At 71.7% G+C, this 25207-nt stretch carries 22 protein-coding genes; 17 read left to right on the plus strand and 5 right to left on the minus strand.

Annotated features, from left to right (window positions below; translation table 11 throughout):
- Positions 1-38 precede the first annotated feature (38 nt).
- Genes WA640_RS22075 through WA640_RS22085 form a run of 3 tightly spaced genes read left to right on the plus strand, consistent with a single transcriptional unit; the run spans position 39 to position 3505 of the window.
- Positions 39-248 (plus strand): heavy-metal-associated domain-containing protein, encoded by a 210-nt coding sequence (locus WA640_RS22075; protein ID WP_335990580.1) that lies wholly within the window; start codon positions 39-41, stop codon positions 246-248.
- Complete coding sequence (locus tag WA640_RS22080) at positions 248-1234, plus strand: heavy-metal-associated domain-containing protein (RefSeq protein WP_335990582.1); 987 nt, start codon at positions 248-250, stop codon at positions 1232-1234. The genes WA640_RS22075 and WA640_RS22080 overlap by 1 nt, the downstream gene beginning before the upstream one ends.
- Before the next feature lie 27 nt (positions 1235-1261).
- Entirely contained in the window at positions 1262-3505 is a 2244-nt protein-coding gene (locus WA640_RS22085) for a heavy metal translocating P-type ATPase (protein ID WP_335990584.1), read from the plus strand.
- A gap of 42 nt (positions 3506-3547) precedes the next feature.
- Here WA640_RS22085 and WA640_RS22090 read toward each other — a convergent pair whose 3' ends face one another.
- Entirely contained in the window at positions 3548-4393 is an 846-nt protein-coding gene (locus WA640_RS22090) for an SRPBCC family protein (RefSeq protein WP_335990586.1), read from the minus strand.
- Between the two features lie 208 nt (positions 4394-4601).
- On the opposite strand from WA640_RS22090, the gene WA640_RS22095 reads away from it, so the two are divergent.
- The 13 genes from WA640_RS22095 (at position 4602) to WA640_RS22155 (ending at position 17892) form a co-directional block, all read left to right on the plus strand.
- Positions 4602-4919 carry a DUF3817 domain-containing protein gene (locus tag WA640_RS22095; protein WP_219926868.1) on the plus strand — a complete coding sequence of 106 codons (318 nt, stop codon included), beginning with the start codon at positions 4602-4604 and terminating at the stop codon, positions 4917-4919.
- Between the two features lie 185 nt (positions 4920-5104).
- On the plus strand, positions 5105-6118 hold the full coding sequence (locus WA640_RS22100; protein ID WP_106365542.1) for a LacI family DNA-binding transcriptional regulator: 1014 nt from the start codon (positions 5105-5107) through the stop codon (positions 6116-6118).
- The gene (locus tag WA640_RS22105) at positions 6115-7029 is read left to right on the plus strand and encodes a carbohydrate ABC transporter permease (protein WP_106365543.1); all 915 of its coding nucleotides are present in this window, start codon (positions 6115-6117) and stop codon (positions 7027-7029) included. Before WA640_RS22100 ends, WA640_RS22105 begins: the two co-directional genes overlap by 4 nt.
- The gene (locus WA640_RS22110; protein ID WP_335990587.1) at positions 7026-7871 is read left to right on the plus strand and encodes a carbohydrate ABC transporter permease; all 846 of its coding nucleotides are present in this window, start codon (positions 7026-7028) and stop codon (positions 7869-7871) included. The genes WA640_RS22105 and WA640_RS22110 overlap by 4 nt, the downstream gene beginning before the upstream one ends.
- 32 nt (positions 7872-7903) lie before the next feature.
- Positions 7904-9184, plus strand: coding sequence for an extracellular solute-binding protein (locus tag WA640_RS22115; RefSeq protein ID WP_335990588.1), 1281 nt, complete (start codon positions 7904-7906; stop codon positions 9182-9184).
- Positions 9185-9256: 72 nt separating this feature from the next.
- A complete protein-coding gene (locus tag WA640_RS22120) occupies positions 9257-10426 on the plus strand; it encodes an ADP-ribosylglycohydrolase family protein (RefSeq protein WP_335990589.1) in 1170 nt (389 codons plus the stop codon).
- Positions 10423-11769: an ADP-ribosylglycohydrolase family protein gene (locus WA640_RS22125; RefSeq protein ID WP_335990590.1), complete on the plus strand. Its 1347-nt coding sequence runs from the start codon at positions 10423-10425 to the stop codon at positions 11767-11769. Before WA640_RS22120 ends, WA640_RS22125 begins: the two co-directional genes overlap by 4 nt.
- Positions 11766-12665, plus strand: coding sequence for a ribokinase (locus WA640_RS22130; RefSeq protein WP_335990591.1), 900 nt, complete (start codon positions 11766-11768; stop codon positions 12663-12665). The genes WA640_RS22125 and WA640_RS22130 overlap by 4 nt, the downstream gene beginning before the upstream one ends.
- Entirely contained in the window at positions 12652-14664 is a 2013-nt protein-coding gene (locus WA640_RS22135) for an SUMF1/EgtB/PvdO family nonheme iron enzyme (RefSeq protein ID WP_335990592.1), read from the plus strand. The genes WA640_RS22130 and WA640_RS22135 overlap by 14 nt, the downstream gene beginning before the upstream one ends.
- On the plus strand, positions 14661-15848 hold the full coding sequence (locus WA640_RS22140; RefSeq protein WP_335990593.1) for a CaiB/BaiF CoA transferase family protein: 1188 nt from the start codon (positions 14661-14663) through the stop codon (positions 15846-15848). Before WA640_RS22135 ends, WA640_RS22140 begins: the two co-directional genes overlap by 4 nt.
- Positions 15845-16642, plus strand: coding sequence for an HpcH/HpaI aldolase/citrate lyase family protein (locus tag WA640_RS22145; protein WP_335990594.1), 798 nt, complete (start codon positions 15845-15847; stop codon positions 16640-16642). Before WA640_RS22140 ends, WA640_RS22145 begins: the two co-directional genes overlap by 4 nt.
- Positions 16643-16658: 16 nt before the next feature.
- Positions 16659-17177 carry a GNAT family N-acetyltransferase gene (locus WA640_RS22150; RefSeq protein WP_335990596.1) on the plus strand — a complete coding sequence of 173 codons (519 nt, stop codon included), beginning with the start codon at positions 16659-16661 and terminating at the stop codon, positions 17175-17177.
- A 61-nt stretch (positions 17178-17238) separates the two neighbouring features.
- On the plus strand, positions 17239-17892 hold the full coding sequence (locus WA640_RS22155; RefSeq protein WP_335990598.1) for a maleylpyruvate isomerase family mycothiol-dependent enzyme: 654 nt from the start codon (positions 17239-17241) through the stop codon (positions 17890-17892).
- A gap of 55 nt (positions 17893-17947) precedes the next feature.
- Here the strand turns inward: WA640_RS22155 and katG are convergent, their stop codons facing one another.
- On the minus strand, positions 17948-20167 hold the full coding sequence (gene katG, locus WA640_RS22160) for a catalase/peroxidase HPI (protein WP_335990600.1): 2220 nt from the start codon (positions 20165-20167) through the stop codon (positions 17948-17950).
- A 189-nt stretch (positions 20168-20356) separates the two neighbouring features.
- Entirely contained in the window at positions 20357-20740 is a 384-nt protein-coding gene (locus WA640_RS22165; RefSeq protein WP_335990602.1) for a VOC family protein, read from the minus strand.
- 206 nt (positions 20741-20946) lie between these two features.
- Here WA640_RS22165 and WA640_RS22170 point away from each other — a divergent pair, with 206 nt between their 5' ends.
- On the plus strand, positions 20947-21573 hold the full coding sequence (locus WA640_RS22170; RefSeq protein ID WP_219926870.1) for an HAD family hydrolase: 627 nt from the start codon (positions 20947-20949) through the stop codon (positions 21571-21573).
- Here the strand turns inward: WA640_RS22170 and WA640_RS22175 are convergent.
- Both WA640_RS22175 and WA640_RS22180 read right to left on the minus strand, forming a co-directional pair.
- Entirely contained in the window at positions 21570-23861 is a 2292-nt protein-coding gene (locus tag WA640_RS22175; protein WP_335990603.1) for a 5'-methylthioadenosine/S-adenosylhomocysteine nucleosidase family protein, read from the minus strand. The two genes, WA640_RS22170 and WA640_RS22175, sit on opposite strands and share 4 nt — an antisense overlap.
- The gene (locus WA640_RS22180) at positions 23852-24664 is read right to left on the minus strand and encodes a hypothetical protein (RefSeq protein ID WP_335990604.1); all 813 of its coding nucleotides are present in this window, start codon (positions 24662-24664) and stop codon (positions 23852-23854) included. The genes WA640_RS22175 and WA640_RS22180 overlap by 10 nt, the downstream gene beginning before the upstream one ends.
- Positions 24665-25207 lie beyond the last annotated feature (543 nt).

Below are 25207 nucleotides of genomic sequence, written 5' to 3' on the forward strand. Positions count from 1 at the left end.
CCCTCCAGGGGTATGATCGAGCGAGAGAGGAAGCCGCCATGAGCGTCATCGAGTACCAGGTCACCGGAATGACCTGCGGCCACTGCGAGATGTCGGTCCGCGAAGAGGTCGGCAAGATCGGCCCCGTTGGCAAGATCGACGTCAGCGCCGCCACCGGCAAGCTGGTCCTCACCACGGACGGCGCCGTCGACGACGCCGCGGTCATCGCCGCCGTCGACGAGGCCGGCTACAAGGCGGTGCGGATCTGATGAAGACCCCCGTCCGACTCGGCGCCTTCGGGCTCGGACTCGCCGCGCTGTTCGGGGGCGCGTACGCGGTCGCCGCGAACGTCGTCCCCGACAGCGCCGTCGACCAGCGCCTCGAAGACACCGACACCGAGCACGACATGGACATGGGAACGGAGACCGACATGGAAGACCACGGCGGCCACGAGGCCGACCCGGTCCGCGGCCTCTCGATCGAGCAGGACGGCTACGTCCTCAGCGAGGTCGCCGCCCCCGCCGAAGCCGGCGCCGACGGCGTCCTCTCCTTCGGCATCACCGCCCCCGACGGGGAGCCGCTCAAGCAGTACACCGAGTCCCACGAGAAGGACCTGCACCTCATCGTCGTGCGCGCCGACGGCGCCGAGTTCCGGCACGTCCACCCCGAGTTCGACGGCGAGACCTGGTCCCTGCCCTGGTCCTGGAACCAGCCCGGCACCTACCGCGTCTTCGCCGACTTCGTCCCCGGCGACACCGGCGAGGAACTCGACGTGACCCTCACGCGCACCGTCGAAGTCGCGGGCGACTACACGCCCCGCGCCGAGAACCCGGTCACCCGCACCGCCAGCGTCGACGGCTTCGACGTCACCCTCACCGGCGACCTCGCCGCAGGGACGACCACCGAACTCACCGTCGAGGTCGCGAAGGACGGCGCGCCCGTCACCGCCCTGGAGCCGTACCTCGGCGCCTGGGGCCACCTCGTGGCCCTCCGCGAAGGCGACCTCGGCTACCTGCACGTCCACCCCGAAGGCGACGAGCCCGAGCCCGGCACCACCTCGGGACCGCAGATCGTGTTCGCCACTGCCGCACCCACCGAGGGCCGGTACCTGCTCTACCTGGACTTCCAGGTCGACGGCCAGGTCCACACCGCGCCCTTCGTCCTCGACACCGACGGCACCGAGCCCGCCGGGGACGCGACGGGCGAGGAGCCCCACGGCCACGACGCCGACGAGCCCTCGCACGACGACAATTAAGCCGCACGAGCAGAAGGAAGGACGACCATGGCATCGGCCCCCGCCGCCGCGAACCGCATCGAACTCGAAATCGGCGGCATGACCTGCGCCTCCTGCGCCATGCGGATCGAGAAGAAGCTCAACAAGCTCGACGGCGTCACCGCCAGCGTCAACTACGCCACCGAGAAGGCCCAGATCGAGGCCCCCGCGGGCACCGACCCGGCCGAGCTCATCGCCGTGGTCGAGAAGACCGGCTACACCGCCGCCGTCCCCAAGGCCCCCGAGCCGGAGGCCGACGAGGCCGACCGCCCCGACCCCGAGCTGACCTCGCTGCGAGGCCGCCTCATCGCCTCGATCGTCCTGTCGGTCCCGGTCATCGCCATGTCGATGGCCCCGGCCCTCCAGTTCGAGTACTGGCAGTGGCTCTCGCTCGCGCTGGCGTGGCCGGTGATCCTGTGGGGCGCCTGGCCGTTCCACAAGGCCGCCTGGACGAACCTCCGCCACGGCGCGGCCACCATGGACACGCTCGTGTCCGTGGGCACCCTCGCCGCGTTCGCGTGGTCGGTCTACGCGCTGTTCTGGGGGACGGCCGGGACGCCGGGCATGAAGCACCCGTTCGAGTTCACCGTCGAGCCCAGCGACGGCGCCTCGAACCTGTACCTCGAAGTGGCCGCGGGCGTCACCATGTTCATCCTCGCCGGGCGGTACTTCGAGAAGCGCTCGAAGCGCAAGGCCGGCGCGGCCCTGCGGGCGCTGCTCGAAATGGGCGCCAAGGACGTCGCGGTGCTCCGCGGCGGCGCCGAGACGCGAGTGCCGATCGCGCAGCTCGCGGTCGGCGACGAGTTCGTGGTCCGGCCGGGGGAGAAGATCGCCGCCGACGGCGTGATCGTCTCCGGCACCTCCGCGATCGACGCGTCGATGCTCACCGGCGAGTCGGTGCCCGTGGAGGTCGCCGAGGGCGACCCGGTCACCGGCGCCACCGTCAACGCCGGGGGCCGCCTCGTCGTCAAGGCCACCCGCGTCGGCTCGGACACGCAGCTCGCGCAGATGGCGCGCCTGGTCGAAGAGGCCCAGTCCGGGAAGGCCGAGGTCCAGCGCCTCGCCGACCGGGTCTCGGGGATCTTCGTGCCCGTGGTCATCGCGATCGCGGTCGGCACGCTCGGGTTCTGGCTCGGCGCCGGGTTCCCCGCGGCCTCGGCGTTCACCGCCGCCGTCGCGGTCCTCATCATCGCGTGCCCGTGCGCCCTGGGCCTGGCGACGCCGACCGCGCTGCTCGTCGGCACCGGCCGCGGCGCCCAGATGGGCGTGCTCATCAAGGGCCCGGAGATCCTGGAGTCCACACGCAAAGTGGACACGATCGTCCTCGACAAGACCGGCACCGTCACCACCGGGAAGATGACCCTCGTGGACGCGGTCGCCGCCGAAGGCACCGACCGCGCCGAGCTGCTGCGGCTCGCCGGGGCGATCGAGCACGCCTCGGAGCACCCGGTGGCGCAGGCGATCGCGAAGGGCGCGGCCGCCGAGGTCGAACTCCCGGTGGTCGAGGACTTCCAGAACGTCGAGGGCAAGGGCGTCCAGGGCGTCGTCGACGGGCACTACGTCGTCGTCGGCCGCGACAGCCTCCTCGCGGACTGGAAGCTGGAATTGGACCCGGCGCTCGCCGAGGCGAAGGCCGAGGCCGAGCGCGGCGGCAAGACCGCCGTGGCGGTCGCCTGGGACGGCGAGGCCCGCGGGGTCCTGGTCGTCGCCGACACGGTGAAGCCGACCAGCGTCGAAGCGGTCGCCCAGTTCAAGGCCCTCGGGCTGACCCCGGTCCTGCTGACGGGCGACAACAAGGCCGTCGCCGAGCGCATCGGCGCCGAGGTCGGGATCGACGAGGTCATCGCCGAGGTGCTTCCCGCGGACAAGGTCGCGGCCGTCGCGAAGCTCCAGGCCGAGGGCAAGGTGGTGGCGATGGTCGGCGACGGCGTCAACGACGCCGCGGCGCTCGCCAAGGCCGACCTGGGCCTGGCGATGGGCACCGGCACCGACGTCGCGATCGAGGCCGCCGACCTGACGCTGGTCCGCGGCGACCTGCGCGGCGCGGCGGACGCCATCCGCCTGTCGCGGCGCACGCTCGGCACCATCAAGGGCAACCTGTTCTGGGCGTTCGCCTACAACGTCGCGGCGATCCCGCTCGCGGCCCTCGGCCTGCTCAACCCGATGCTCGCCGGTGCGGCCATGGCCTTCTCCAGCGTGTTCGTGGTCGGCAACAGCCTGCGCCTGCGCTCCTTCAAGAGCCGCGCGCTCTAACGGAACGAACAGGGCCCCGCCGGTCTCCGGCGGGGCCCTCCGCTATGCCGCCGCGAGCCGCGCGGCCTCGGCGGCGACGTGCTCCACCGCGCCGGCGCCCCACTGCTCGACGGCCGCGTCGAGCTCCGCGGGATCGGTCCCGCGCACCTCCAGGAACAGCCGCGCGCCGTGCCCGGTGCCCTCGCCCAGGCGCAGCCGCACCTCCCCGCCCGGCTCGCCGTGAGCGACGACGAACGCGAACGACTCCGGCTTCTCGCACTCGGTCACGGTCCCCAGCAGCACATGCGGGGCCTGCGGCGCCCGGAACTCCGCGCCCACCCCCGGGGCCCGCTTCCCGCCGAAGAACAGGTCCCACGCGGCCTGCGCCGGGCACACGAGCTGCCGCTCGAACCGCGCGGTCCACCCGTCAGGGCTCTGATCCACCTGCGGCTCGCCGAGCCCGAAGCGCGCCGCCAGCTCCTCGTGGCGAGCCTCGCCGCGGCCCGGGTCGCCCGGCGTCCGGCCGGCGAGGACCTCGTCCAGGCCCGCCATGCACTGCTCCCACCCCGTCGCGAAGCTCGCCGCCCCGCCGCGGTCGTCGAAGCCGTGCAGCAGCGTGAACCGGGTCCCGCCGTCCTCCTCGGTCAGCGTGAACTCCAGCCTGTCGCCGCCCCACGTGAACGCGAGGCGCCGCGGCGGGTCCGCGGCGAGGACCTCGCCCTCGCCGCCCTCGCCGAAGTCGGCCCTCCCTCCCGCGCGCAGCTCCAGTTCGGCGCCGAACGGGAACCACTGCGCGAGCTGTGCGGGCTCGGTCACCGCGCGCCAGACGCGGTCGATCGGGTGGTCGTAGCGCCGCTCGACCCTGACGGCCGGCCGGCCGCGGTCGGCGAGCATCTCGGGATCGGACATCGTTCCTCCTCGTGCAGCGGCTCCTTCCAGCGTCGCCGCGCACCGGCGCGGGCGCTGGCGAACCTGGGATCCCGCGGTCCGGCGGGCAGGTCGCGAGCCCCGGACCGGCCGCCGCGGGTGGCCTGCGGCGCAGGCGCACTCCACGCGGGGCCGCCCCCGCGGGGCCGGTGCTAGGTTCGGCGCGGAACCACTCTGAAAGGGGCCCGCGGTGGCAAAGAACCCCGTCTTCCTGTACCGGATGCTCACCCTCGCCGAAGGCTGGTCCTTCGTGCTCCTCCTCGTCTTCGGGTCCGTGCTCAGCCGCGTCTCCGAGATCGACCTGGTGATGCCGCTCGGCGCGCTCCACGGCGCCCTGTTCGTGCTCCTGGTCGGCTCCACCCTCGTCATCCGCCGCCGCCTCGGCTGGGGCTTCGGCACCACGCTCCTCGCGCTCGTCTGCGCCGTCGTGCCCCTCGCCCCGTTCTGGTTCCACCACCGCAAGCGCGAGGACTTCCTCGCCGCCGAGCGCGCGGTCCAGCCCGCCTAGACCCGCACGCCTCCCCAGCGCGTCCACGGCATCCTCCGTGGACGCGCTGTTCTCGTCCTGCCTGCGAAAACGATTGCCGCCGCGATACCGGTGTGACTGCTGTTGCGTTCCCGAGAATCTTTGGTATCGTTCCTGGAAACGTTCTTAAGAACGTTCCCAAACCCCTCCTACCCGCAAGGATCAGGATGGCTGAGACGCAGAAGTCCAACCTCCAGCTCGTCGCCGCCAAGGCCGGCGTGTCCGTGTCCTCCGTGTCGCGGGTCCTCAACGGCGGCTCCGCCTCCGAGGAACTCGCACGGAAAGTCCGCGAGGCCGCCGCCGAACTCGGCTACGTCCCCCACGCCAGCGCCCGCACCATGCGCACCGGCCGCACCGACCAGATCACCCTCGCCGTCGCCGACGTCGGCAACCCCGTCTACGTGCAGATGATGCGCACCGTCACCGGGATCGTCGCCAAGGCCGGGTACCGGCTCGTCGTCTCCTCCACCGGCGCCGACCCGCAGTCGCAGATCGACCTGGTCACCAGCCTCAACCGCGGCTACGCCGACGGGCTGCTCATGAGCCCCCTGCGCATCACCGAGGACCTCGTCGAGGCCATGAAGTCCAGCCGCCTCCCGATCGTCGTCATCGGCACCCTCCCCGCCGACGTCGCCCTCGACAACGTGCGCGCCGACTCCGCCACCGGCATCGGCCTCGCCGTCGAGCACCTCGTGGCCCAGGGCCGCAGGCGCATCGCGCTCGTCAACGGCCCCGTCGACACCGTCCCCGGCTCGGCCCGCCTCGCCGGGTACCTCTCCGCGATCGAGCGCTTCGGACTCGCCACCTCCGCGGAACTCCAGGTCACCGCCTCGGCGTTCACGTACAAGGCCGGGCGCAAGGCCACCGCCGCGCTCCTGGCCCAGGCCAGCCCCGACGCGATCATCGGCGCCAACGACCTCCTCGGCGTCGCCGCCCTCAAAGAGCTCGCCGCCGCCGGCCGCCGCGTCCCCGAGGACGTCGCCGTCGTCGGCATGGACGACACCGACGCCGCCGAACTCGCCACCCCGTCCCTGACCTCGGTGGACCTCGGCTCGGCGAAGCGCGCCAAGGCCGCCGCGAAGCTCCTCATCCGCCGCATCGCCGAACCCGGCGCCCCCGTCAGCCGCATCGTCATCCCCCCGGCCCTGTCGGTCCGCGAATCCACCGGAGGTCCGGCATGACCGCCCTCGCCGCACCCGCACCGCCGCGCCGGCGCCGCCGCTCGACCGAGGGCCGCGACGCGTGGCTGCTGGTCCTGCCCGCGCTGCTGCCGGTGATGCTGTTCAGCGTCTACCCGCTCGTGTACGGCGTGCTCCTCGGCTTCACCGATGCCGAGGCCGGGCTCAACGTCGAGACGCACTTCAACGGCCTCGACAACTACACCGCGCTCGCGGGCAACGAGCTGTTCTGGAACTCGTTCAAGATCGGCCTCATCTGGGCGTTCTCGGTGACGATCCTCCAGTTCCTCGCCTCCCTCGGACTCGCGCTGCTGCTCAACCTGAACCTGCGGCTGCGCTGGCTCGCCCGCACGCTCGCGCTCATCCCGTGGGCGATGCCGCCGGTGATCATCGCGATCATGTGGCAGCTCATGCTCAACCCGAACTACGGGCCGGTCAACCGGACCCTGGAGTCGCTGGGCCTGCCGTCCTCGATCAACTGGCTCGGCGAGTCGGCGATCGCCCTCCCCGTCGTCATCGTCGTCGGCGTGTGGGCCGGGATGCCGCAGACCACGATCACGCTCCTGGCCGGGCTCCAGTCGGTCCCCGCCGAGCTGAACGAGGCCGCCGCGATCGACGGCGCCACCACCTGGCGCCGGTTCTGGCACGTGACGCTCCCGGCGCTGCGCCCGATCATCACCGCGATCACCACGCTCGACCTGATCTGGAACTTCAACTCGTTCGCGCTCGTGTTCGTCCTGACCGCGGGCGGCCCCGGCGGGACCACGATGCTGCCGAGCCTGTTCGCCTACAACGAGGCGTTCCGGTACGGCAACTTCGGCTACGCCGCCGCGATGGGCAACGTCATGGTGATCCTCATCGGCGCGTTCCTGTTCCTGTACCTGCGCGCCCAGATGCGGAGCCGGACCTCATGACCACCAAGTCGATGCGCAACCCCGTCGCCCGCCCGCTCCAGTACGTGGCGCTGCTCGCGTACATGTGCTTCCTGGCGTTCCCGCTGGTCTTCCTGCTCACCACCGCGTTCAAGACCGACCGCGAGATCCGCTCTCCCGACCCGAGCTTCCTGCCGCAGTCGCTGAACTTCGACAACTTCACGGCCGCGATCGAACGCGCGGACCTGTTCCGCGCGGCCGGGAACAGCCTCCTGACCGCGGTCACCACCACGGTGATCGTCACGGCCGTGTCGCTCCCGGCGGCCTACGCCCTCGTGCGGTTCCGCACGAAGCTGCGCGCCGTCGCCACCGGGTGGATCCTGCTGTCGCAGGTGTTCCCGTTCATCCTCATCATCATCCCGCTGTTCCTGCTGCTCAAGAACATCGGCCTGGTGAACACGCTGCTGGGCCTGGTCCTGGTGTACGCGGTGTGGGCGCTGCCGTTCGCGCTGTGGATGCTCCAGGGCTACGTCTCCGCGATCCCCGTCGAACTCGAAGAGGCCAGCGCCGTCGACGGCGCCGGGCGCTTCAAGACCCTCGTCAGGATCGTCCTGCCGCTGCTGGCGCCGGGACTGGTCGCGACCAGCCTGTTCACGTTCATCAACTCCTGGAACGAGTTCTTCTTCGCGCTCGTGCTCATCCAGGACCCCGACATGCAGACCCTGCCGCTCGCCCTCGCCCGCTTCGTCGGCGCCGAGGGGCAGGTCCAGCTCGGGCCGCTGGCCGCGGCCGCGCTCATCGCGTGCCTGCCCAGCCTCGTCTTCTTCATGCTCATTCAGAAACGGCTCACCGCCGGACTCCTCAGCGGCGCGGTCAAAGGCTGACCGGGCCGACCACTATGGAAAGAGAGAACGACATGCGAACTCGCACCAGCGCCAGCGTCGCCGCGGTTGCCGGGCTGCTCGCCCTGCCCCTCGCGCTGACCGGATGCTCGGCCTTCGGCGTCGGGGACGACGGGGACGACGGCGGGAAGGTCACCCTGACCTTCCAGTCCCTCGCCTACCAGGACACCACGATCGCCGCCACCCAGGAGATCGTCGACGCCTGGAACGAGGCCAACCCCGACGTCCAGGTCGAGCTCGTCCAGGGCTCGTGGGACAACGTCCACGACCAGCTCGTGACCCAGTTCCAGGGCGGCACCGCCCCGGACATCATCCACGACGAGTCCGCCGACATCATGGGCTTCGCCGAGCAGGGCTACCTCGCCGACCTGAGCGGCTACCTCTCGGACGACACGAAGTCCGCGGTCTCGGACGACATCTGGGGCACCGTCACCGCCTCCGACGGCTCGATCGTCGCGGCCCCGACCCTGCTCCAGTCCTACGTGGTCTTCGCGAACACCGACGCGTTCGCCGACGCGGGCGTGGAGCTCCCCACCGGCGACAGCCTCGCCTGGGACGACTTCCAGGCCCTCGCCGGCCAGGTCGCCGGGGACGGCTTCGGCCTCGGCTGGGGCCTCCAGCAGCCCACCGCCGCGGTCATGAACCTCTCGCTCGGCTTCGACGGCACCTACTTCGACGGCGACGCCATCAACGTGGGCGCGAACGAGCTCGCCGTGCCCGAGCGCATCCACGCCATGGCCTACGAGGACGGCTCGCTCGACCCGGTCTCGCTGACCCAGTCCGGCTCCGACGTCCTGCCGGGCTTCTTCGACGGCAAGTACCCGATGTACGTGGCGGGCAACTACATCGCCCAGCAGATCACCGAGTCCGCGCCCGAGGGCTTCAACTGGGCGGTCCTGCCCCCGCTCGCGGGCACCGCCGGGGCCGTGCAGGCCGCGAACCCGCAGACCATGTCCGTGGCCGCCGAGTCCGAGCACGTCGAGGAGTCGGCCGCGTTCATCGACTTCTTCATGCAGGCCGACCACCAGGCCGCGCTCGCCCAGGGCGACTGGCTCATCCCGTCCTCCACGGCCGCGCGCGACCTCGTCGCCGAGCAGACCGCGGGCGAGAACGGCTGGGACGCGATCCTCGCCTCCGGCGAGGGCCTGTCGGCCGCGCCGTTCCAGTCGGCCGTGAACTACCCGCAGTGGAAGGACCAGTACGCCACCCCGGCCCTCCAGCAGTACCTGGCCGACGAGATCACCGCCGAGCAGCTCACGACGCAGCTGACCGACGGCTGGAACAGCCTCGGCTAGCGCCCGCCCGCACCACCCCGTCCCGCCGGGGCCCCGGCCCCGGCGGGCACCCGAACCGATCAAGGAGACACGATGACCCAGGCCACCGCACCGCTGCACGACGTCCTGACCGACAAGGCGACCGGCGCGCTCGCGGGCGCCGCGGTGGGCGACGCGCTCGGCGGCGCCGCCGAAGGGAACACGCCCGAGGCGATCCAGCGGCGGTACGGCGGCTTCATCGAGGGGATCGTGCCGCCCTTCAACGCGGACTGGCGCAACGCCCGCCCGATCGCCCCGTACCACAAGGGCGACGGGCACATCACCGACGACACGCTCATGACCTGCGCGCTCGTCGACGTCTACGGGACCGTCCGCGACCACCTCACCGCCCACGACGTCGCGGCCCACCTGGTGCCGCTGCTCATGGGGGAGAAGCGGTGGATCCCCGAGTTCGAGTCCGAGGCGCTGCTGCTGCACCGGATCTTCCTCGCCGAGAAGTGGCTCGTCGCGCGCCTCCACTACGGGCACATCGACCCGCGTGAAGCCGGGGTCGGCAACATCGTCAACTGCGGCGCGACCATGTACGCCGCGCCGATCGGGATCGTCAACGCCGGGAGCCCCGACGGCGCCTACGCCGAGGCCATCGACGTGGCCGGGGCCCACCAGTCCTCCTACGGGCGCGAGGCCGCCGGGGTCTACGCCGCCGCCGTCGCCGAGGCCATGCGCCCCGGCGCGTCCGTGGATTCGGTCGTCGCCACCGCGCTGCGCCTCGCGAAGGACGGCACCCGGAACGCCATCGCCGCGGTCACCGAAGCCGCCCAAGGGATCACGGACTGGCGAGGCGGCCTCGCCGACCTGCGCCGCGCCGTCGAGCCGTTCGACACCGTCGGCCCCGACTACCGCGCCCCCGCGATGGACGCGCGCATCCCCAGCCGCACCAAGGCCATCGAGGAGCTCCCGATCGCCCTCGGCATGCTCGTCGCCGCCCGCGGCGACTACCGCGGGGCCGTCCTCGGATCCGTCAACTACGGCCGCGACTCCGACTCGATCGCCGTCATGGCCGGGTCGATCGCCGGGGCCCTCGGCGGCCTCACCGCCGTCCCCGCCGACTGGATCGCGGACGTCTCCGACGCCAGCCGCATCGACGTCACCGCCACCGGCCCCGCCATGGCAGCCGTCGCCCGCGACGTGTGGGCCCGCGACGCCGAGCGCGCCGCCGAAGTCGCCGCCGCCCGGACCGCCTACGCCGGGGCCGCAGAATGATCCGGCTCTCCTGGACCCAGCCCGAGGACCTCGTCCCGCACGCGCTCGAAGCGGCCCGCCTCGACGGCCGCGCCGCCGCCGCGATCCGCGACCGCTGGACCGCCGCGGGCGGCTCGACTGCCGCGCCCGTCTCCGGCGCGACCCCCGAGCCCGCCCCGGAAGCCCTGCGCGCCTTGGCCCGCGAGCTCCTCGACGAGCTCGACCGCCTCCCCGACCCGCCGGGCCTCGCCGACGTCGAACCCGACGACCTCGGCCCCGTCCTCGCGCGCGCCACGCCCCCGGAGCTCCCCGAACCCGCCGACATCCAGGACCGCGTCCTCGGCGCCTGGCTCGGCCGCGCCGCCGGATGCCTCCTCGGCAAACCCGTCGAGAAGATCAGCCTCGACGGCATCCGCGCCATCGCCCGCTCCACCGGCAACTGGCCCCTGAACGGCTACTTCACCGAGCAGGGCCTCGACCCGGACATCGCCGCGAAGTACCCGTGGAACCGGCGCTCGCGGCCCACCAGCCTCGCCGAGCACATCGACGGCATGCCCGAGGACGACGACCTCAACTTCCCGCTCATCGCCCTCACCCTCCTTGAGCGGCACGGTCCCGGCTTCACCACAGACCACGTCGCCCAGGCCTGGCTCGACCTGCTCCCCGGCGGCCGCGTCTTCACCGCCGAGCGCATCGCCTACCGCAACCTCCTCGACGGCGTCGAACCCGAGCGCGCCGCCGCGGTCCGCAACCCCTTCCGCGACTGGATCGGCGCGCAGATCCGCACCGACCTGTACGGCTGGACCCGCCCCGGCCTGCCCGTCGACGCCGCCCTGCTCGCCTGGACCGACGCCCGGCTCTCCCACGGCCGCAACGGGATCTACGGCGCCATGTTCGCCGCCGCAGCCAGCGCCGCCGCCGTCACCGGCGCCGGAGTGGACGCGGTCCTCGCGGCAGGGCTCTCGGTCGTGCCGCCCCGCAGCCGCTACTTCGCCGCGATCGCGCGCGGCATCGCCCTCGCCGACGACGACCTGTCCGACGAGGCCGCGATCGACGCGCTCCACGCCGAATACGGCCACCTGCACTGGGTCCACGTGCTCCCCAACGCCGCGCTCCTGGCGTTCGCGCTGGCCCGCGGCGGCGGCGACTTCCACCGCACCATCACCCTCGCCGTCTCCGGCGGCTGGGACACCGACTCCGTCGGCGCCACCGCCGGGGCCCTCACCGGGGCCCTGACCGGCGCGAAAGCCCTTCCCGCCGAATGGATCGCACCGCTCGACGACCGCTACGCGACCTCCGTGCCCGGCTTCGCCGGCGCCCGGTTCACCGCCCTCGCCGCCCGCACCCTGGAGGCGTCCCGATGACCGTGCTCGTGCTCGGCTCCGCCAACCTCGACCTCGTCTACGAGGTCGACCGCATCCCCTCCCCCGGGGAGACCGTCCTGTCGCGCGGCTTCGCGTCCTTCGCGGGCGGCAAGGGCAACAACCAGGCCGTCGCCGCCGCCCGCGCCGGCGCCCCCACCCGGTTCGTGTGCGCCCTCGGCGCGGACGCCTCCGGCGACCGGCTCGCCGCCGAGGCCCGCGACGCCGGGATCGACCTCCTCGACCGGCGCGTCGACGCCCCCACCGGGACCGCGGCGATCTTCGTGGACCGGCGCGGGGAGAACTCCATCGTCGTCGACTCCGGGGCGAACGCGCTCCTCACCGACCTGACCGCGGCCGAACAAGAAGCGATTGGTACCGCCGACGTGCTCGTCCTCCAGCTGGAGACGCCCGTGCCCACGGTGGCCGCGGCGGTCGCCGCCGCGAAGGCCGCCGGGACCCGCGTGGTCCTCAACGCCGCGCCCAGCGGCGCCGTGCCGCTCGATCTCCTCGACGACGTGGACGTCCTCGTCGTCAACGAGCACGAGGCCGCCGAACTCGCCGGGCCCGGCGACGCCGCGGCGGTCCTGACCGCCCGCGGCTGCGCCGTCATCGTCACCCTCGGCGCCGAAGGCGCCCTCGTCGGCGTCCCCGGCGAGGAGCCCGTCCGGGTGCCCAGCTACACCGTGGACGCCGTCGACACCACCGGCGCGGGCGACACGTTCGTCGGCTCGTTCGCCGCCGCGCTCGGCGGCGATCCCTCCGGGACCGGCCTCGAAGCGCTCGTGGCCGCCACCGGCTTCGCGACCGCCGCCGCGGCGCTCGCCGTGCAGCGCAAGGGCGCCGTCCCGTCCATTCCGACCCTGGAGGAGGTGCGGGAGTTCCGTGACGCACGCTGATCCCGACGAGGCCGCCACCAACACGTTCGACCCGCTGGTGCCCCGGCCCATCGACCGGTCCACCGTCCTGCCGGCCGGAGGGAAGATCGACCCCGAGGCGGGGGACATCGCGAAGATCTTCGCCGCACCCGACGACCCCGCCGACTGGCCCGCCTGGCGAGACGACCTCGCCGCCTGGCGCGACGAGGCCCGCGCCCGCCTCGCCTACAGCGGCAAAGCGTATGAGGACCCGCGCACCGCGTGGGCGTCCCGCGCGTTCGCCGTCGCCCAGGTGTGGCTGTGGGACGAGCGGCTGTTCGACCACGCCGAGCAGCGGTTCACCGTCGACCGGTTCCTGGAGTCGATCGCGGGCCAAGGCGGCCTCGACGGGCTCGTCCTGTGGCACGCCTACCCCGTGATCGGCATCGACGACCGCAACCAGTTCGACTTCTACCGCGACGTGCCCGGCCTCGAAGCGCTCGTGCGCGAGTTCCACGACCGCGGCCTGCGCGTGTTCGTCGACTACAACCCGTGGGACACCGGCACCCGCCGCACCGGCCGCACCGACGCCGAAGAACTCGCCGACCTCTGCGAGGGCATCGGCGCCGACGGCGTCTTCCTCGACACCCTCAAGGAAGGGAACGCGGACCTCACCCGCGCGCTCACCGCGACCGACCCGCCGCAGGTCCTCGAAGGCGAGTCCCGGGTCCCCAACGCGCGCATCGAGGACCACCTCCTGTCGTGGGCCCAGTGGTTCGCCGACTCCGAGGCGCCCGGCGTGCAGCGCGCGCACTGGTACGAGCGCCGCCACATGATGCACTCGATCCGCCGCTGGAACCGCGACCACTCCGGGGAGCTCCAGTCCGCGTGGATGAACGGCACCGGGATCCTCGTGTGGGACGCCGTCTTCGGCGTGTGGGTCGGCTGGAACCGCCGCGACGAGGCCACGCTGCGCCGGATGCTCCGCGTCCAGCGCGCCCTCGCCGACGTCCTCGCCGAAGGCGAATGGGCCCCGCTCGACGGCGCCACCCCCGAAGCGGTCACCGCCGGGGTGTACGCCTCCCGCTGGACCCGCGGCGACCTCACACTGTGGACGGTCGTGAACCGCCGCGACATCGACTGGATCGGCACCCCGCTCGCCGCGCCCGCCGCGGGCCGCCGCTTCGACCTGACCGCCGGGACCGAGGTCACCGGCGCCGTCAAGGTCCCCGGCCGCGGCATCGCCGGCATCCTCGACCTCGCCCCCGGCGCCGAGGCCCCCGCATGGCTCGACGGGCTCCTCGCCACGGCCGCCGCCGACCCCGGCTCCGGGGACGCCCGCTTCCCCGCCCGCGAAGCGGTCCGCGTGCGCCCGGGCCGGTCCGCGCTCCACCTGCCGCCGAACACCGCCGTCCGGCCCGCCCCCGGGACCCACCGCCTCACCGTCACGTTCCGGCGCCGCGAGACCGGCTTCTACCAGGGCGCGCCCTACGTCGAGGAGTGGAAGCCGCTGCCCCCGCGCCTCCACGACCCCCGCGAAGAGGTCGTCTCGTGCGAGACCGGCCCGGTCGCCGTGGCCGCCAACGAGGTCAGCGTCCGCCAGTACCGCCAGTTCCTCGAACGCTCCGGCTACCGGCCGCCGACGCCCCACCGGTTCCTGTGCGGCACCGAGGACGCCGACCCGGCCGCGCCCGTCACCGGCGTCTCCCTCGCCGACGCCCGCGCCTACGCCGCGTGGGCCGGGGCCCGCCTGCCCGACGAGTTCGAATGGCAGCTCGCCGCCGCCGAACCAGGCTTCACCCGCCGCGAACCGGCCGTGTGGAACTGGACCGAGAGCGAGCACACCGACGGGATCACCCGCTTCGCGATGCTCAAGGGCGGCAGCGCCCACCGCTCCGAAGGCTCCGACTGGTACACCGACGGCGGCCTCCGGGACCCGTCGTTCAGCCTCAAGTTCCTGCTCCCGGGCCTGGGCCTGGAGCGGTCCAGCAGCATCGGCTTCCGCATCGCCTGGGACCTGACCCGAGAGGAGACCGCATGACCGCGCCGCTGGAGGGCCTGCGCGTCCTCGACGTCTCGACCCTGTTCGCCGGGCCCATCGCCGCCACCTTCCTCGGCGACTTCGGCGCCGACGTCGTCAAGATCGAGCACCCGGCGAAACCGGACGCCTCCCGCGGCCACGGGCCCTCCAAGGACGGCGTCAACCTGTGGTGGAAGACCCTGGGCCGCAACAAGCGGACCGCCACCGTCAACCTCGGCACGCCCGAAGGCGCCGACCTGCTGCTGCGCCTCGCCGCCGACGCCGACGTGCTCATCGAGAACTTCCGGCCCGGCACCCTCGAACGCTGGGGCCTCGCCCCCGAGCGCCTCCGCGAGGCCAACCCGCGGCTCGTCATCGCCCGCGTCACCGCGTTCGGCCAGACCGGCCCCTACGCGAAGCGCCCCGGCTTCGGCAGCCTCGCCGAGGCCATGAGCGGCTTCGCGGCCCTCACCGGCCAGCCCGACGGGCCCCCGACGCTCCCGCCGTTCGGCCTCGCCGACGGCATCGCCGCGCTCGCCACCGCCTACGCCGTCATGGTCGCCCTCCGCGCCGCAGGCCGCGACGGCCGCGGCCAGGTCATCGACCTCGCCATCATCGAACCGATCCTCATGCTCCTCGGCGGCCAGATCACCGCCTACGACCAGCTCGGGACCCTCCAGGCCCGCAGCGGGAACCGCTCGGTCAACAACGCGCCCCGCAACGTCTACAGGACCGGCGACGGCGAATGGGTCGCCGTCTCCACCTCCTCCCAGTCCATCGCCGAACGCGTCATGCGCCTCGTCGGCCGCGGCGACCTCGTCGCCGAACCCTGGTTCGCCTCCGGCCACACCCGCGCCGAGCACGCCGACGAACTCGACGACGCCGTCGGAGCCTGGATCAAGGCGCGCCCCACCGCCGAGGTCGTCGCCGCGTTCGAGGAGGCCCAAGCGGCCGTCGCCCCGGTCTACGATGTACGCGGCGTCCTCGCCGACCCGCAGTACCGGGCGATCGGCACCGTCCAGACCGTCCAGGACGAGGAGCTCGGCCCCGTCAAGATGCAGAACGTCCTGTTCCGCCTCTCCGAGACCCCCGGCGCGATCCGCTTCCCCGGCCGCCGCCACGGCCAGGACACCGACGAGGTCCTCGCCGAGGTCGGCGTGACCCGTGAGCAACTGGAACGACTGCGGGAGAAGGGGATCGTATGAACCCGGTCAGCGCGCTGTACGTCCCGGGCGACCGCCCGGACCGCTTCGGCAAGGCCGCCGCCTCCGGCGCCGACACCGTCATCCTCGACCTGGAGGACGCCGTCGCCGACGCCGCGAAGGCCGCCGCCCTCGACCACGTCACCGCCTGGCTCGCCGACCGCGAACCCGGGACCGAAAGCGGCACCGTCGACGTGCAGGTCCGAGTCAATTGGGGCGCCGACCACGAGATCCGCGCCGTCCGCGCCACGGGCGCCCGCGTCGGCCTGCGCATCCCCAAAGTCGAAGCGCCCGAAGACCTCGGCGTCATCGCCCACCTCGCGCAGGGCCTGCCGCTGACCGCGCTCATCGAGTCCGCGCGCGGCCTCCAGAACGCCGCCGCCATCGCCGCCCACCCCGCCGTCGCCGCCCTCGCCCTCGGCGAGGCCGACCTGCGCTCCGACCTCGGCGCCACCGCCGAAGCCGTCCTCGACCACGCCCGCATCCAGGTCCTCGTCGCCGCCCGCGCCGCCGGACTGCCCGCCCCGATGCTCTCGGTCTACCCGCGCATCCAGGACCTCGACGGCCTGCGCGCCGACACCGAGCGCGGCAAGGCCCTCGGCCTGCGCGGCCGCACCGCCGTCCACCCCAAGCAGATCCCGGTCATCCGCGAGGTCTTCGCCCCCACCCCCGAGGAGACCGCCTGGGCCGAAGCGGTGGTGGCCGCCCTGGAGCACGGAGGAGTGGCGACCCTCCCCGGCGGCGAGATGGTCGACCCCGCCATGCTCGGCCGCGCCCGGAGCATTCTCGGGAAATAGCAGGCATACTCGTGCGGTGACACTCATCCGACGCGAGACCGATCGCGACCACGCCGCCGTCCACGCCGTCCAGGACGCCGCCTTCAAGGGCGCCGCCCACGCCTCCGGCCACGAGGCCGACCTCGTCGACGCCCTCCGCGGCACCGACGCGTGGGCCCCGCCCCACTCCCTCGTCGCCGAGATCGACGGCGCGGTCGTCGGCCACGTCGTCTCCAGCTACGGGACCGTCGCCGGAACCCGCGTCCTCGGCCTCGGCCCCATCGGCGTCCACCCCGACCGCCACGGCCAGGGCATCGGCTCCGCGCTCATGCACGCCGCGCTCGCCGCCGCCGACGCCCGCGACGAGCCCGCCGTCATCCTCCTCGGCGACCCCGGCTTCTACGGCCGCTTCGGCTTCGTCCCCGCCGCCGACCACGGCATCGAGCCCGAGCACCCCGAATGGGGCTACTACTTCCAGATCCGCACCCTCACCGCTTGGGACGACAGCCTGAAAGGCACGTTCGCGTACGCGCCGCCGTTCGCCGAATTCGGCTGAGACCGATGAATCCCGGAGCGCCGACGAGTCACCACCGGACGGAGAGAACGGAGCCCCGGAGATGACCGAACGATACGACCGGCTGCCGCGCACGAGGATCTGGAACATGATCTTCTTCGAACGCATGGCCCTGGCCGCGGACCTCGCCCGCATCGCCCCCGAGGCGTGGGAGACGCCCTCGCTGTGCGAGGGCCTCACGGTGCGCGAGGTGCTCGCCCACCTCACCGCCGGCGCGAGCCTCAACCTGCGGCAGTGGATGCGCGGCGTCATCGAATGCCGCTTCGACTTCGACGCGCAGGTCCACCTGCAACTGCGCCGGCACCTCGGGGCGACCTGGGAGGAGACCCTGGAGGGGTTCGACCGCGTCGACGGCAGCACGACCAAGCCGATCCCGTTGAAAGCGCTGCTCGGCGAGACCGTCGTCCACGGCGAGGACATCCGGCGCCCCCTCGGCATCCGGCACGACTACGCCGTCGCCACGGTCACCGCGCTGGCCGAGTACTACCGGCGCTCGAACTTCGTCGTCGTCGCGGGCAAGCGCGCCAAGGGCCTGCGCCTCGAAGCGTCCGACGGCCCGTTCACGGCCGGAGCGGGCCCACTCGTCAAGGGCCGCACCATCGCCCTCATCATGGCGATGACCGGCCGCGGCGCCTACTGCGACGAACTCGAAGGCGACGGCGTCCCGATCCTCCGGGAGCGCTGCGAATCCATGTGAGGCGACGCGAAAGCCGCCGGGCCCTGGGCCCGGCGGCTCTCCCGTCGCTTGCGTCTTAGCGCAGGTCGAACCGGTCGAGGTTCATGACCTTCACCCACGCGGCCGCGAAGTCCTTCGCGAACTTCTCGGCGGCGTCGTCGCTGCCGTAGACCTCGGCGAGGGCCCGCAGCTCGGAGTTGGAGCCGAACAGCAGGTCCACTCGGGTACCGGTCCACTTGACCTCGCCGGTGGCGTCGTCGTGGGCCTCGTACGTGGCCGAGTCGTCGCCGGCCTTCCACGTGACGCCCGGCGCCAGGAGGTTCCGGAAGAAGTCGTTGGTCAGCTGCCCGGGGCGGTCGGTGAACACGCCGTGCTTGGCGTCCTCGAAGTTCGCGCCGAGGACGCGCAGGCCGCCGACGAGGACGGTCATCTCCGGGGCGGTCAGCGTCAGCAGGTTCGCCTTGTCCACCAGGAGGAACTCCGCGGGGATGCGGTGGCCCTTCCCGAGGTAGTTGCGGAAGCCGTCGGCCGTGGGCTCCAGCGGCGCGAACGAGTCGGCGTCGGTCTGCTCCTCGGTCGCGTCGACGCGGCCGGGCGCGAACGGCGCCTCGACGTCGAACCCGGCGTCCTTCGCGGCCTTCTTCACCGCGGCGGTGCCGCCGAGGACGATCACGTCGGCCAGCGAGACGTGCTTGCCGCCCGCGTTGAACGCGTCCTTGACCGCTTCGAGCCTGTCGAGGACGACCCCGAGCTTGTCGGGCTCGTTCACGGTCCAGCCGCGCTGCGGCTGGAGGCGGATGCGGGCGCCGTTGGCGCCGCCGCGCTTGTCGCTGCCGCGGAAGGTGGACGCGGAGGCCCACGCGGTCGACACGAGCTGCTGCACCGTGAGCCCTGAGTCGAGGATGCGCGCTTCGAGGTCGGCGACGTCGGCGTCGGTGAGCGGCTCGCCCTCGGCCTGCGGGAGCGGGTCCTGCCAGATGAGGTCCTCGGCGGGGACCTCGGGGCCCAGGTAGCGGACCTTCGGGCCCATGTCGCGGTGCGTCAGCTTGAACCAGGCGCGGGCGAACGCGTCGGCGAACTCCTGCGGGTTCTCGGCGAAGCGGCGCGAGATCGGCTCGTAGACCGGGTCGAAGCGCAGCGACAGGTCCGTGGTGAGCATGGTCGGCTGGTGGGTCTTCGACGGGTCGTGCGCGTCGGGGACGGTCCCGGCGCCCGCGCCGTCCTTCGGCCGCCACTGGTGCGCGCCCGCGGGGGACTGGAACAGCTCCCACTCGTAGCCGAACAGGATCTGGAAGAAGCTGTTGTCCCACTGGGTCGGCGTGTCGGTCCAGATGCCTTCGAGGCCCGAGGTGATGGCGTCGCCGCCCTTGCCTGTGCCGTAGGCGTTCTTCCAGCCCAGGCCCAGCTCCTCGATCGGGGCGCCCTCGGGCTCGGGGCCGACGTTCTCGGCCGGGCCGGCGCCGTGGGTCTTGCCGAAGGTGTGGCCGCCCGCGATGAGCGCCACGGTCTCCTCGTCGTTCATCGCCATGCGCGCGAACGTCTCGCGGATGTCGCGGGCCGCGGCGATCGGGTCCGGGTTCCCGTTGGGGCCCTCCGGGTTCACGTAGATCAGGCCCATCTGCACGGCGGCGAGCGGGTTCTCCAGCTCGCGGTCGCCGGAGTAGCGGGCGTCGCCCAGCCAGGTGGTCTCGGGGCCCCAGTAGACGTCCTCGTCCGGCTCCCACACGTCGGCGCGGCCGCCCGCGAACCCGAACGTCCGGAAGCCCATGGACTCCAGCGCCACGTTCCCGGCGAGGATCATCAGGTCGGCCCAGGACAGGCTCTGGCCGTACTTCTGCTTGACCGGCCACAGCAGGCGGCGGGCCTTGTCGAGGTTGCCGTTGTCGGGCCAGGAGTTCAGGGGCGCGAAGCGCTGCTGGCCCGCGCCGGCGCCGCCGCGGCCGTCGTGGATGCGGTAGGTGCCCGCGGAGTGCCAGGCCATGCGGATGATGAGCGGGCCGTAGTGGCCGAAGTCGGCGGGCCACCAGTCCTGGGAGGTCGTCAGGACCTGCTCGATGTCGCGCTTGACCGCGGGGAGGTCCAGGGTCAGGAACGCCTTCCCGTAGTCGAAGTCCTCGCCGAGCGGGTTGGTCTCGGCCGGGTTCTTCGCCAGGAGCCGCAGGTTGAGCCGGTCGGGCCACCAGCCGCGGTTGCCGCCGCCCTGCGCCGGGACGGGTGCGCGGCCGTGCGCGACCGGGCACTTCGACTCGGCTCCGGCCTCCGGGTCGTGAATGATGGCTTCGTGGTCGTCAGACATGGCTATCCCTCCTGTATCGCCGGGGAGCCCCGTACCCCTGCCAGGGCGGCCCCCACAGGCCCTAAACCTACTCCTAGTTTAGACAGAGTCTAAATGGGGGTCGGTGTGCCTCGTCCCACCCGTCCCGACCCGTGCACCGGGCCTATTCTAGGGACGAGCGGGACGATCAGGAGCGAATCGCCCGCCCTGTCACTCGGACCAGTCGTACCCGGGGTTGCGGCACAGGCAGAACGGGTGGCCGACCGGGTCGGTGTACACCTGCCAGCCGTAGCCCTCGTCGTTGACGAAGTCCTTCAGGTGCACCGCCCCGAGCCCCTCGATCCGCGCCCGCTCGGGCGCGAACTCGTCCACCTCGAAGTCCAGGTGGAACTGCTTCGGGTGCTCGTCCCCGGGCCAGCTCGGCGCCGTGTAGTCGTCCACCTTGTAGAACGCCAGCTCGATCTCGCCGAACACGAGACTCGCCCAGCTCTCATGGCTCGAAGCCGCCACCTCCCTGCCCGTCACCCCCGCATAGAACGCCGCAAGCGCCATCGGGTCCGGACAGTCGATGATGAAGTCGGTGAGTTTCAGCATCAGGCGATAGTGCCACGCCTTCCGGGCGCACGGAAGGCGCTGTGCGCCTCTGGCTCCCTGATCCGCTCAGTCCCGTCCGGATCACCCGGCTCAACAGCGGACCCCACTACCGTGTCATGCGTGTCGGATCCCATTCTCCCTGTGTCGAGTTAGACTGGCCCGAATGACTTCGGCTATGGGGTAGAAGAATGCTTCACGTGTTTGACATGGACGGGACACTGCTGCGATCCACTACCGCCAATGCCGAAATCGGCAGGCGCCTCGACATCCATCACGAAGTCCGCATGCTCGACCACGAGTTCGCCACCAGTGACATGTCCACACAGGAATACGCCTTGCGACTCAGAGGCTTGTGGAAGGTCCTTGAGTACAGCACCATCCGCGAAGCGTTCGAAGCCGCCCCGAAGCTCAAGCGCATCAAAGAGACCGTCCAGGACATCCACCGGCGCAACCACAAGGCCATGCTCATCACCATGGCGCCGCGGTTCTTCGCCGAACTATTCGAGGAATACGGCTTCGATGCGATCTGCGCCTCCGACTTCCCGCGGGACCACCGGGAACTCCTCGACATCGAATCCATCCTCTCGCCGGAGGACAAACCCCGACTCGCCCGTGAATTCTGCATGGACCACGCCATCGAATTCGAACAGGTCGTGGCCTATGGGGACTCCCGGTCCGACATCGCCATGTTCAGAGAGGCGCGGACCTCCGTCTCCGTCAACGGCGACCTCCACATCCAGGAGTTCGCCTCCCACCGCTACGAGGGCGGCGACCTCTGGGAGGCGTACCAGATGGTCGTCTCCGCGGCCGCCGTCCAGGATTCGCGGGTCTAGACCATGCCGCCGGCCTCGATCATGTGATGCGCGAACGAGGCCGCCTTGCGAGCGGCCTCCTTCTGCCGGCTCTCCTTGCGATACCCCTTCCTCCCGTCCGCCCAGTCGCAGACCGCCTTGATGAGGATCCAGTCGGTCTTGCCCCGGTACGCGGCGGCGCACAACCCGGCCCCCTCCATCTCGCCGCCGATCGCCTGGCCGTCGGTCAGCGCTGCGAGCTCGTCCCGGAAGTCGACGTCGTCCACGAGCTTGTCCCCGGACATGACCAGCCCGAAGTCGACCGACCCCTGGTCCCAGTCCACGGCCGCGGACCGGCACCTGCCGAGCAGCCTCGGCGAGGCGCTGATCCGGTCGCCCCGCAGCACCGTCCGGCGGTCCTGCGACCCCGAGCGCCGCTGGAGCTCGTACGACAGGACCTGCTTCGACACGAGCACGTCGCCGATGCGCTGGCGGGCCGGATCGAGCCCGAACGCGATGCCGACCATGACCAGGGACTTGGGGCGCAGCGCCTGGATGCCCTCCGCGATCGTGAGGGCCGACCCGGAGGCGCCGCCGCTGCCCATCTCGGTCTCGACCAGGTAGACGTGGGCGCCGGAGAGGATGTTGAGGTCGAGATAGGTGTTGTCGCCGATGAAGCGGCGCCGCAGCCGGTCGCCCGAGCGGATGCCGAAGGCGTCCAGGACGGCCCGCGTCTCTGTCCGGGTCGCGGTGACCAGGAGGATGTCGGCCCGCTCGTCCATCAGCTCGCGTCGGTGCTGCGCCATGATCGCTCCGTAGTAGGGGTTGTGCTCGATCGTCTGCGCCATCGCCTCGGCCGCGATCTCCGCGGAGGCGATCCGGAGGTCGGGACGCTCGGGCCGGGGGTCCGGTTCGACGTCGATCCTCCGGATCACCGACTGGACGTACGACCGCAGGCTGAACTGCGAGCCGCCGAAGCCCTGCGCGGTCGTGGCGAGGGTCCGCAGGATGAGGCGGATGAGACCGCAGAGCCGCAGGTGCGATTCGCTGCCGCGCATCGCCAGGAAGGCGTCCCAGTCGTCCTCGGCGGCCTCCCAAGGAGCGCTGACGAGGGCGCCGAGCCCGAACTTGGCGAGGAGCAGTTCGAGGAGCTGGACGTCGTATAAGGGGAAGTCCTCGGAGAGCATCATGTCGAAGACCTCCAGGCCGCGGAGCCCGGTGGGGACGACCCCGTTGTAGAAGTCGAGGTAGTGCGTCGAGTACGCCGTGGAGATCTGCCTGCGGACCACCGCCGCCGCGGTGGGCGGCGCCGAGATGCGCCGGAGGTGCCGGTTGAAGTAGGCGATGGTGATCGCCTCCTCCTCGCGGGTGAGCAGCGACTGGAGCGACGACTCCTTCGCGATCCGCTCCGCCTCGTCGGCGGCCTGCCCCCTGTTCATCGACCAGAGCAGCATCTGCTCTGAGATCTTCTCAGTCGTGCCGTCCTCCTTGATGACGGCGGGCCGGATCGCGTCCAGCGCCTGGAGGTTCCCCCGGAAGTACATGGGGTAGCGGTCCTCGTCGTGGGCGTAGAGGAGCCTGCGGGACTCGTAGAACTCCTCGACGCTCGCCTTGTAGCTCACCGGGTGCAGGGCCCCGGCCTGGGTGGCGGACGCGAGGATCCGCCTGGAGGACTCGGCGAGGCCGGTGTTCTCCCAGACCAGCGATATGCCGCAGTAGAGCGGGGACGCGGTGCCGAGCAGCAGGCATTTCAGAGCGTGCTCCATGACCGGGTGGCTGAGCCGGAACCGCACGGCCTCGCCGAGTTCGCGGTCCAGGAAGTTCAGGTACACCGGTCGCTCCACCATCCGGCCGATCATGGAACGCTCCTCCGCTCTGCTCGGGGGTAATTCGGCGAGGCAGGTCTGCGGATGCGATGCCGACCGCATCATCCGCCGCAGCTCGTCCTCGGACCTGCGGCCGCCCTCCAGGGCGCCCGCCTCGAATGCGGCTTCGTCCACGTCGATCTCCTTGATGTCCCGCAGTTCGGTGCCCAGGCTGAAGTACCTGACGGGCTTCTCCAGCCGGAGGGCGTACTCGATCTCGAAGAGGACGCCGTCCGAGATATCGCCGAACACCCAGGTCTCGTCGGCGATCCGCACGATGTTGTTGTTGCCCCGCCTGACGAGGTCGCGTTCGACGCGGTCGTTCAGGAAGTACTCGAACATGCGGAACGGGTTGAGCGGAACGGCGCCGCTGCGCAGGACGAATTCGCAGATGACGTCGCGGCAGTAGAAGCTCAGCTTCGAGTGCGCCGTGTAGACGACGGGAAGCTGCGAGACTAGGTCCATGTTCGTTGTCCTTGGATCGATCGGCGTTGGGACGGCAGGGCCTCCGCTATCTGGGAGCCGACGAACGCGCCGCTCACCAGGGCCGCGGTGATCCCTCTGAAGATCCCGGTATGGTCGCCTGCGACCCAGACCGGGAACGACGGGATGTTGAGCCGCCCGTTCACTAACGGGTAGAACCCGACGCCTTCCACCGTGGGTCCGGTGAGCGTCGCGCCTTCCAGCGAGTGCGGCCGGACCGCGTCGCTCAGGCGGCCGAGGCCCTCGGTGAGGAGGCCGTTCAGGTCGCCGCCGTAGAACTCGGCGAGCGGCCCGCGGTTCGCGGTGAACTCCTCGACGGGGCTCGAACGGACCGCGTCCAGGTGCCCGGCCCTGCCGTGGACGAGCTCCAGTGCCGCTTCCGCCTTGGCGCGGTCGTGGATCCTGAGGTTGAACCCCACGCTGGAGCTCCCGGTCGGCGGGCAGTCGGCGCGGCCGGACACGGAGGTGATGCGGTCGAACCTCGTGGTCACCACCGCGCCGTCGCGGCAGCAGCAGAAGGTCCGCCAGCTGTATCCGGGGGCGCCGTGGATGATGTGCTTGGGGTCGAGTCCGTTCTCGTGGCGGAGGAAGAACCGGTCGGCGGGCTGCTCGATGCGGAATCCCAGCTCGACTCGTCTGAACACCGGCCGGTGCCCGGGGGCGTCGAACGCGCAGGACAGCGACCCGAACCGCCCCGTCGCGAGGACCGCGAACTTCGCGCGCAGCACCGTTTCGGCCCTGCCGCGGTCCCTCGCCGCGACCTCGACGGCATCGTCGGGCAGCACCGAGATCCGATTCACTTTGGTGCCGAACCGGAATTCCGCTCCGCTGCGCGATTGCAGCGATTCGACCAGTGATGCCCGGTGTTCCGGTGAGACATAGAATGACGGATACGCCTTCTTGAATTCACTCCGCGCGACGGTTCGGTGGCGATTCCTGTCCGTCAGCGTCGGGAATCCGGGCGTCCCGATGCCGAGCGACGCCAGCGCCTCGGCGAATGCGAGATAAGCGGTGCGGAGCGCGGATTCGGGGCCGAGGTTCCACAGCGCCGTGGCAGAGGGAAAGAACGAGAATTTCCCGTCCGAATAGAGCCCGGCGCCGCCCGCTCCCGAAGTCAGGTCGTCCGGCTCCGCCGGATCCCGCTCATGCAGCGGTCTTCCCTGATCGAGGACCACTGTGCGGGATCCGGTGGGCCCCAGAGCAGCGGCGGCGAGTCCGGCCGGTCCGGCGCCGATCACCACCACGTCGCACGTGATCGGCATCGACTCCGGCGACCGGCGTTGGCGGGGAGGAATGAACGGAGCATCGGGGCGCTTCATGACTGGTGT

The organism is Glycomyces sp. MUSA5-2, assembly GCF_037034145.1.
Lineage (GTDB): Bacteria > Actinomycetota > Actinomycetes > Mycobacteriales > Micromonosporaceae > Glycomyces > Glycomyces artemisiae.

Coding starts and splice junctions, on each gene's coding strand:
- WA640_RS22075 (WP_335990580.1), top strand. CDS start 39: ATGAGCGTCATCGAGTACCAGGTCACCGGAATGACCTGCGGCCACTGC.
- WA640_RS22080 (WP_335990582.1), top strand. CDS start 248: ATGAAGACCCCCGTCCGACTCGGCGCCTTCGGGCTCGGACTCGCCGCG.
- WA640_RS22085 (WP_335990584.1), top strand. CDS start 1,262: ATGGCATCGGCCCCCGCCGCCGCGAACCGCATCGAACTCGAAATCGGC.
- WA640_RS22090 (WP_335990586.1), bottom strand. CDS start 4,393: ATGTCCGATCCCGAGATGCTCGCCGACCGCGGCCGGCCGGCCGTCAGG.
- WA640_RS22100 (WP_106365542.1), top strand. CDS start 5,105: ATGGCTGAGACGCAGAAGTCCAACCTCCAGCTCGTCGCCGCCAAGGCC.
- WA640_RS22105 (WP_106365543.1), top strand. CDS start 6,115: ATGACCGCCCTCGCCGCACCCGCACCGCCGCGCCGGCGCCGCCGCTCG.
- WA640_RS22110 (WP_335990587.1), top strand. CDS start 7,026: ATGACCACCAAGTCGATGCGCAACCCCGTCGCCCGCCCGCTCCAGTAC.
- WA640_RS22115 (WP_335990588.1), top strand. CDS start 7,904: ATGCGAACTCGCACCAGCGCCAGCGTCGCCGCGGTTGCCGGGCTGCTC.
- WA640_RS22120 (WP_335990589.1), top strand. CDS start 9,257: ATGACCCAGGCCACCGCACCGCTGCACGACGTCCTGACCGACAAGGCG.
- WA640_RS22125 (WP_335990590.1), top strand. CDS start 10,423: ATGATCCGGCTCTCCTGGACCCAGCCCGAGGACCTCGTCCCGCACGCG.
- WA640_RS22130 (WP_335990591.1), top strand. CDS start 11,766: ATGACCGTGCTCGTGCTCGGCTCCGCCAACCTCGACCTCGTCTACGAG.
- WA640_RS22140 (WP_335990593.1), top strand. CDS start 14,661: ATGACCGCGCCGCTGGAGGGCCTGCGCGTCCTCGACGTCTCGACCCTG.
- WA640_RS22145 (WP_335990594.1), top strand. CDS start 15,845: ATGAACCCGGTCAGCGCGCTGTACGTCCCGGGCGACCGCCCGGACCGC.
- WA640_RS22155 (WP_335990598.1), top strand. CDS start 17,239: ATGACCGAACGATACGACCGGCTGCCGCGCACGAGGATCTGGAACATG.
- katG (WP_335990600.1), bottom strand. CDS start 20,167: ATGTCTGACGACCACGAAGCCATCATTCACGACCCGGAGGCCGGAGCC.
- WA640_RS22165 (WP_335990602.1), bottom strand. CDS start 20,740: ATGCTGAAACTCACCGACTTCATCATCGACTGTCCGGACCCGATGGCG.
- WA640_RS22170 (WP_219926870.1), top strand. CDS start 20,947: ATGGACGGGACACTGCTGCGATCCACTACCGCCAATGCCGAAATCGGC.
- WA640_RS22175 (WP_335990603.1), bottom strand. CDS start 23,861: ATGGACCTAGTCTCGCAGCTTCCCGTCGTCTACACGGCGCACTCGAAG.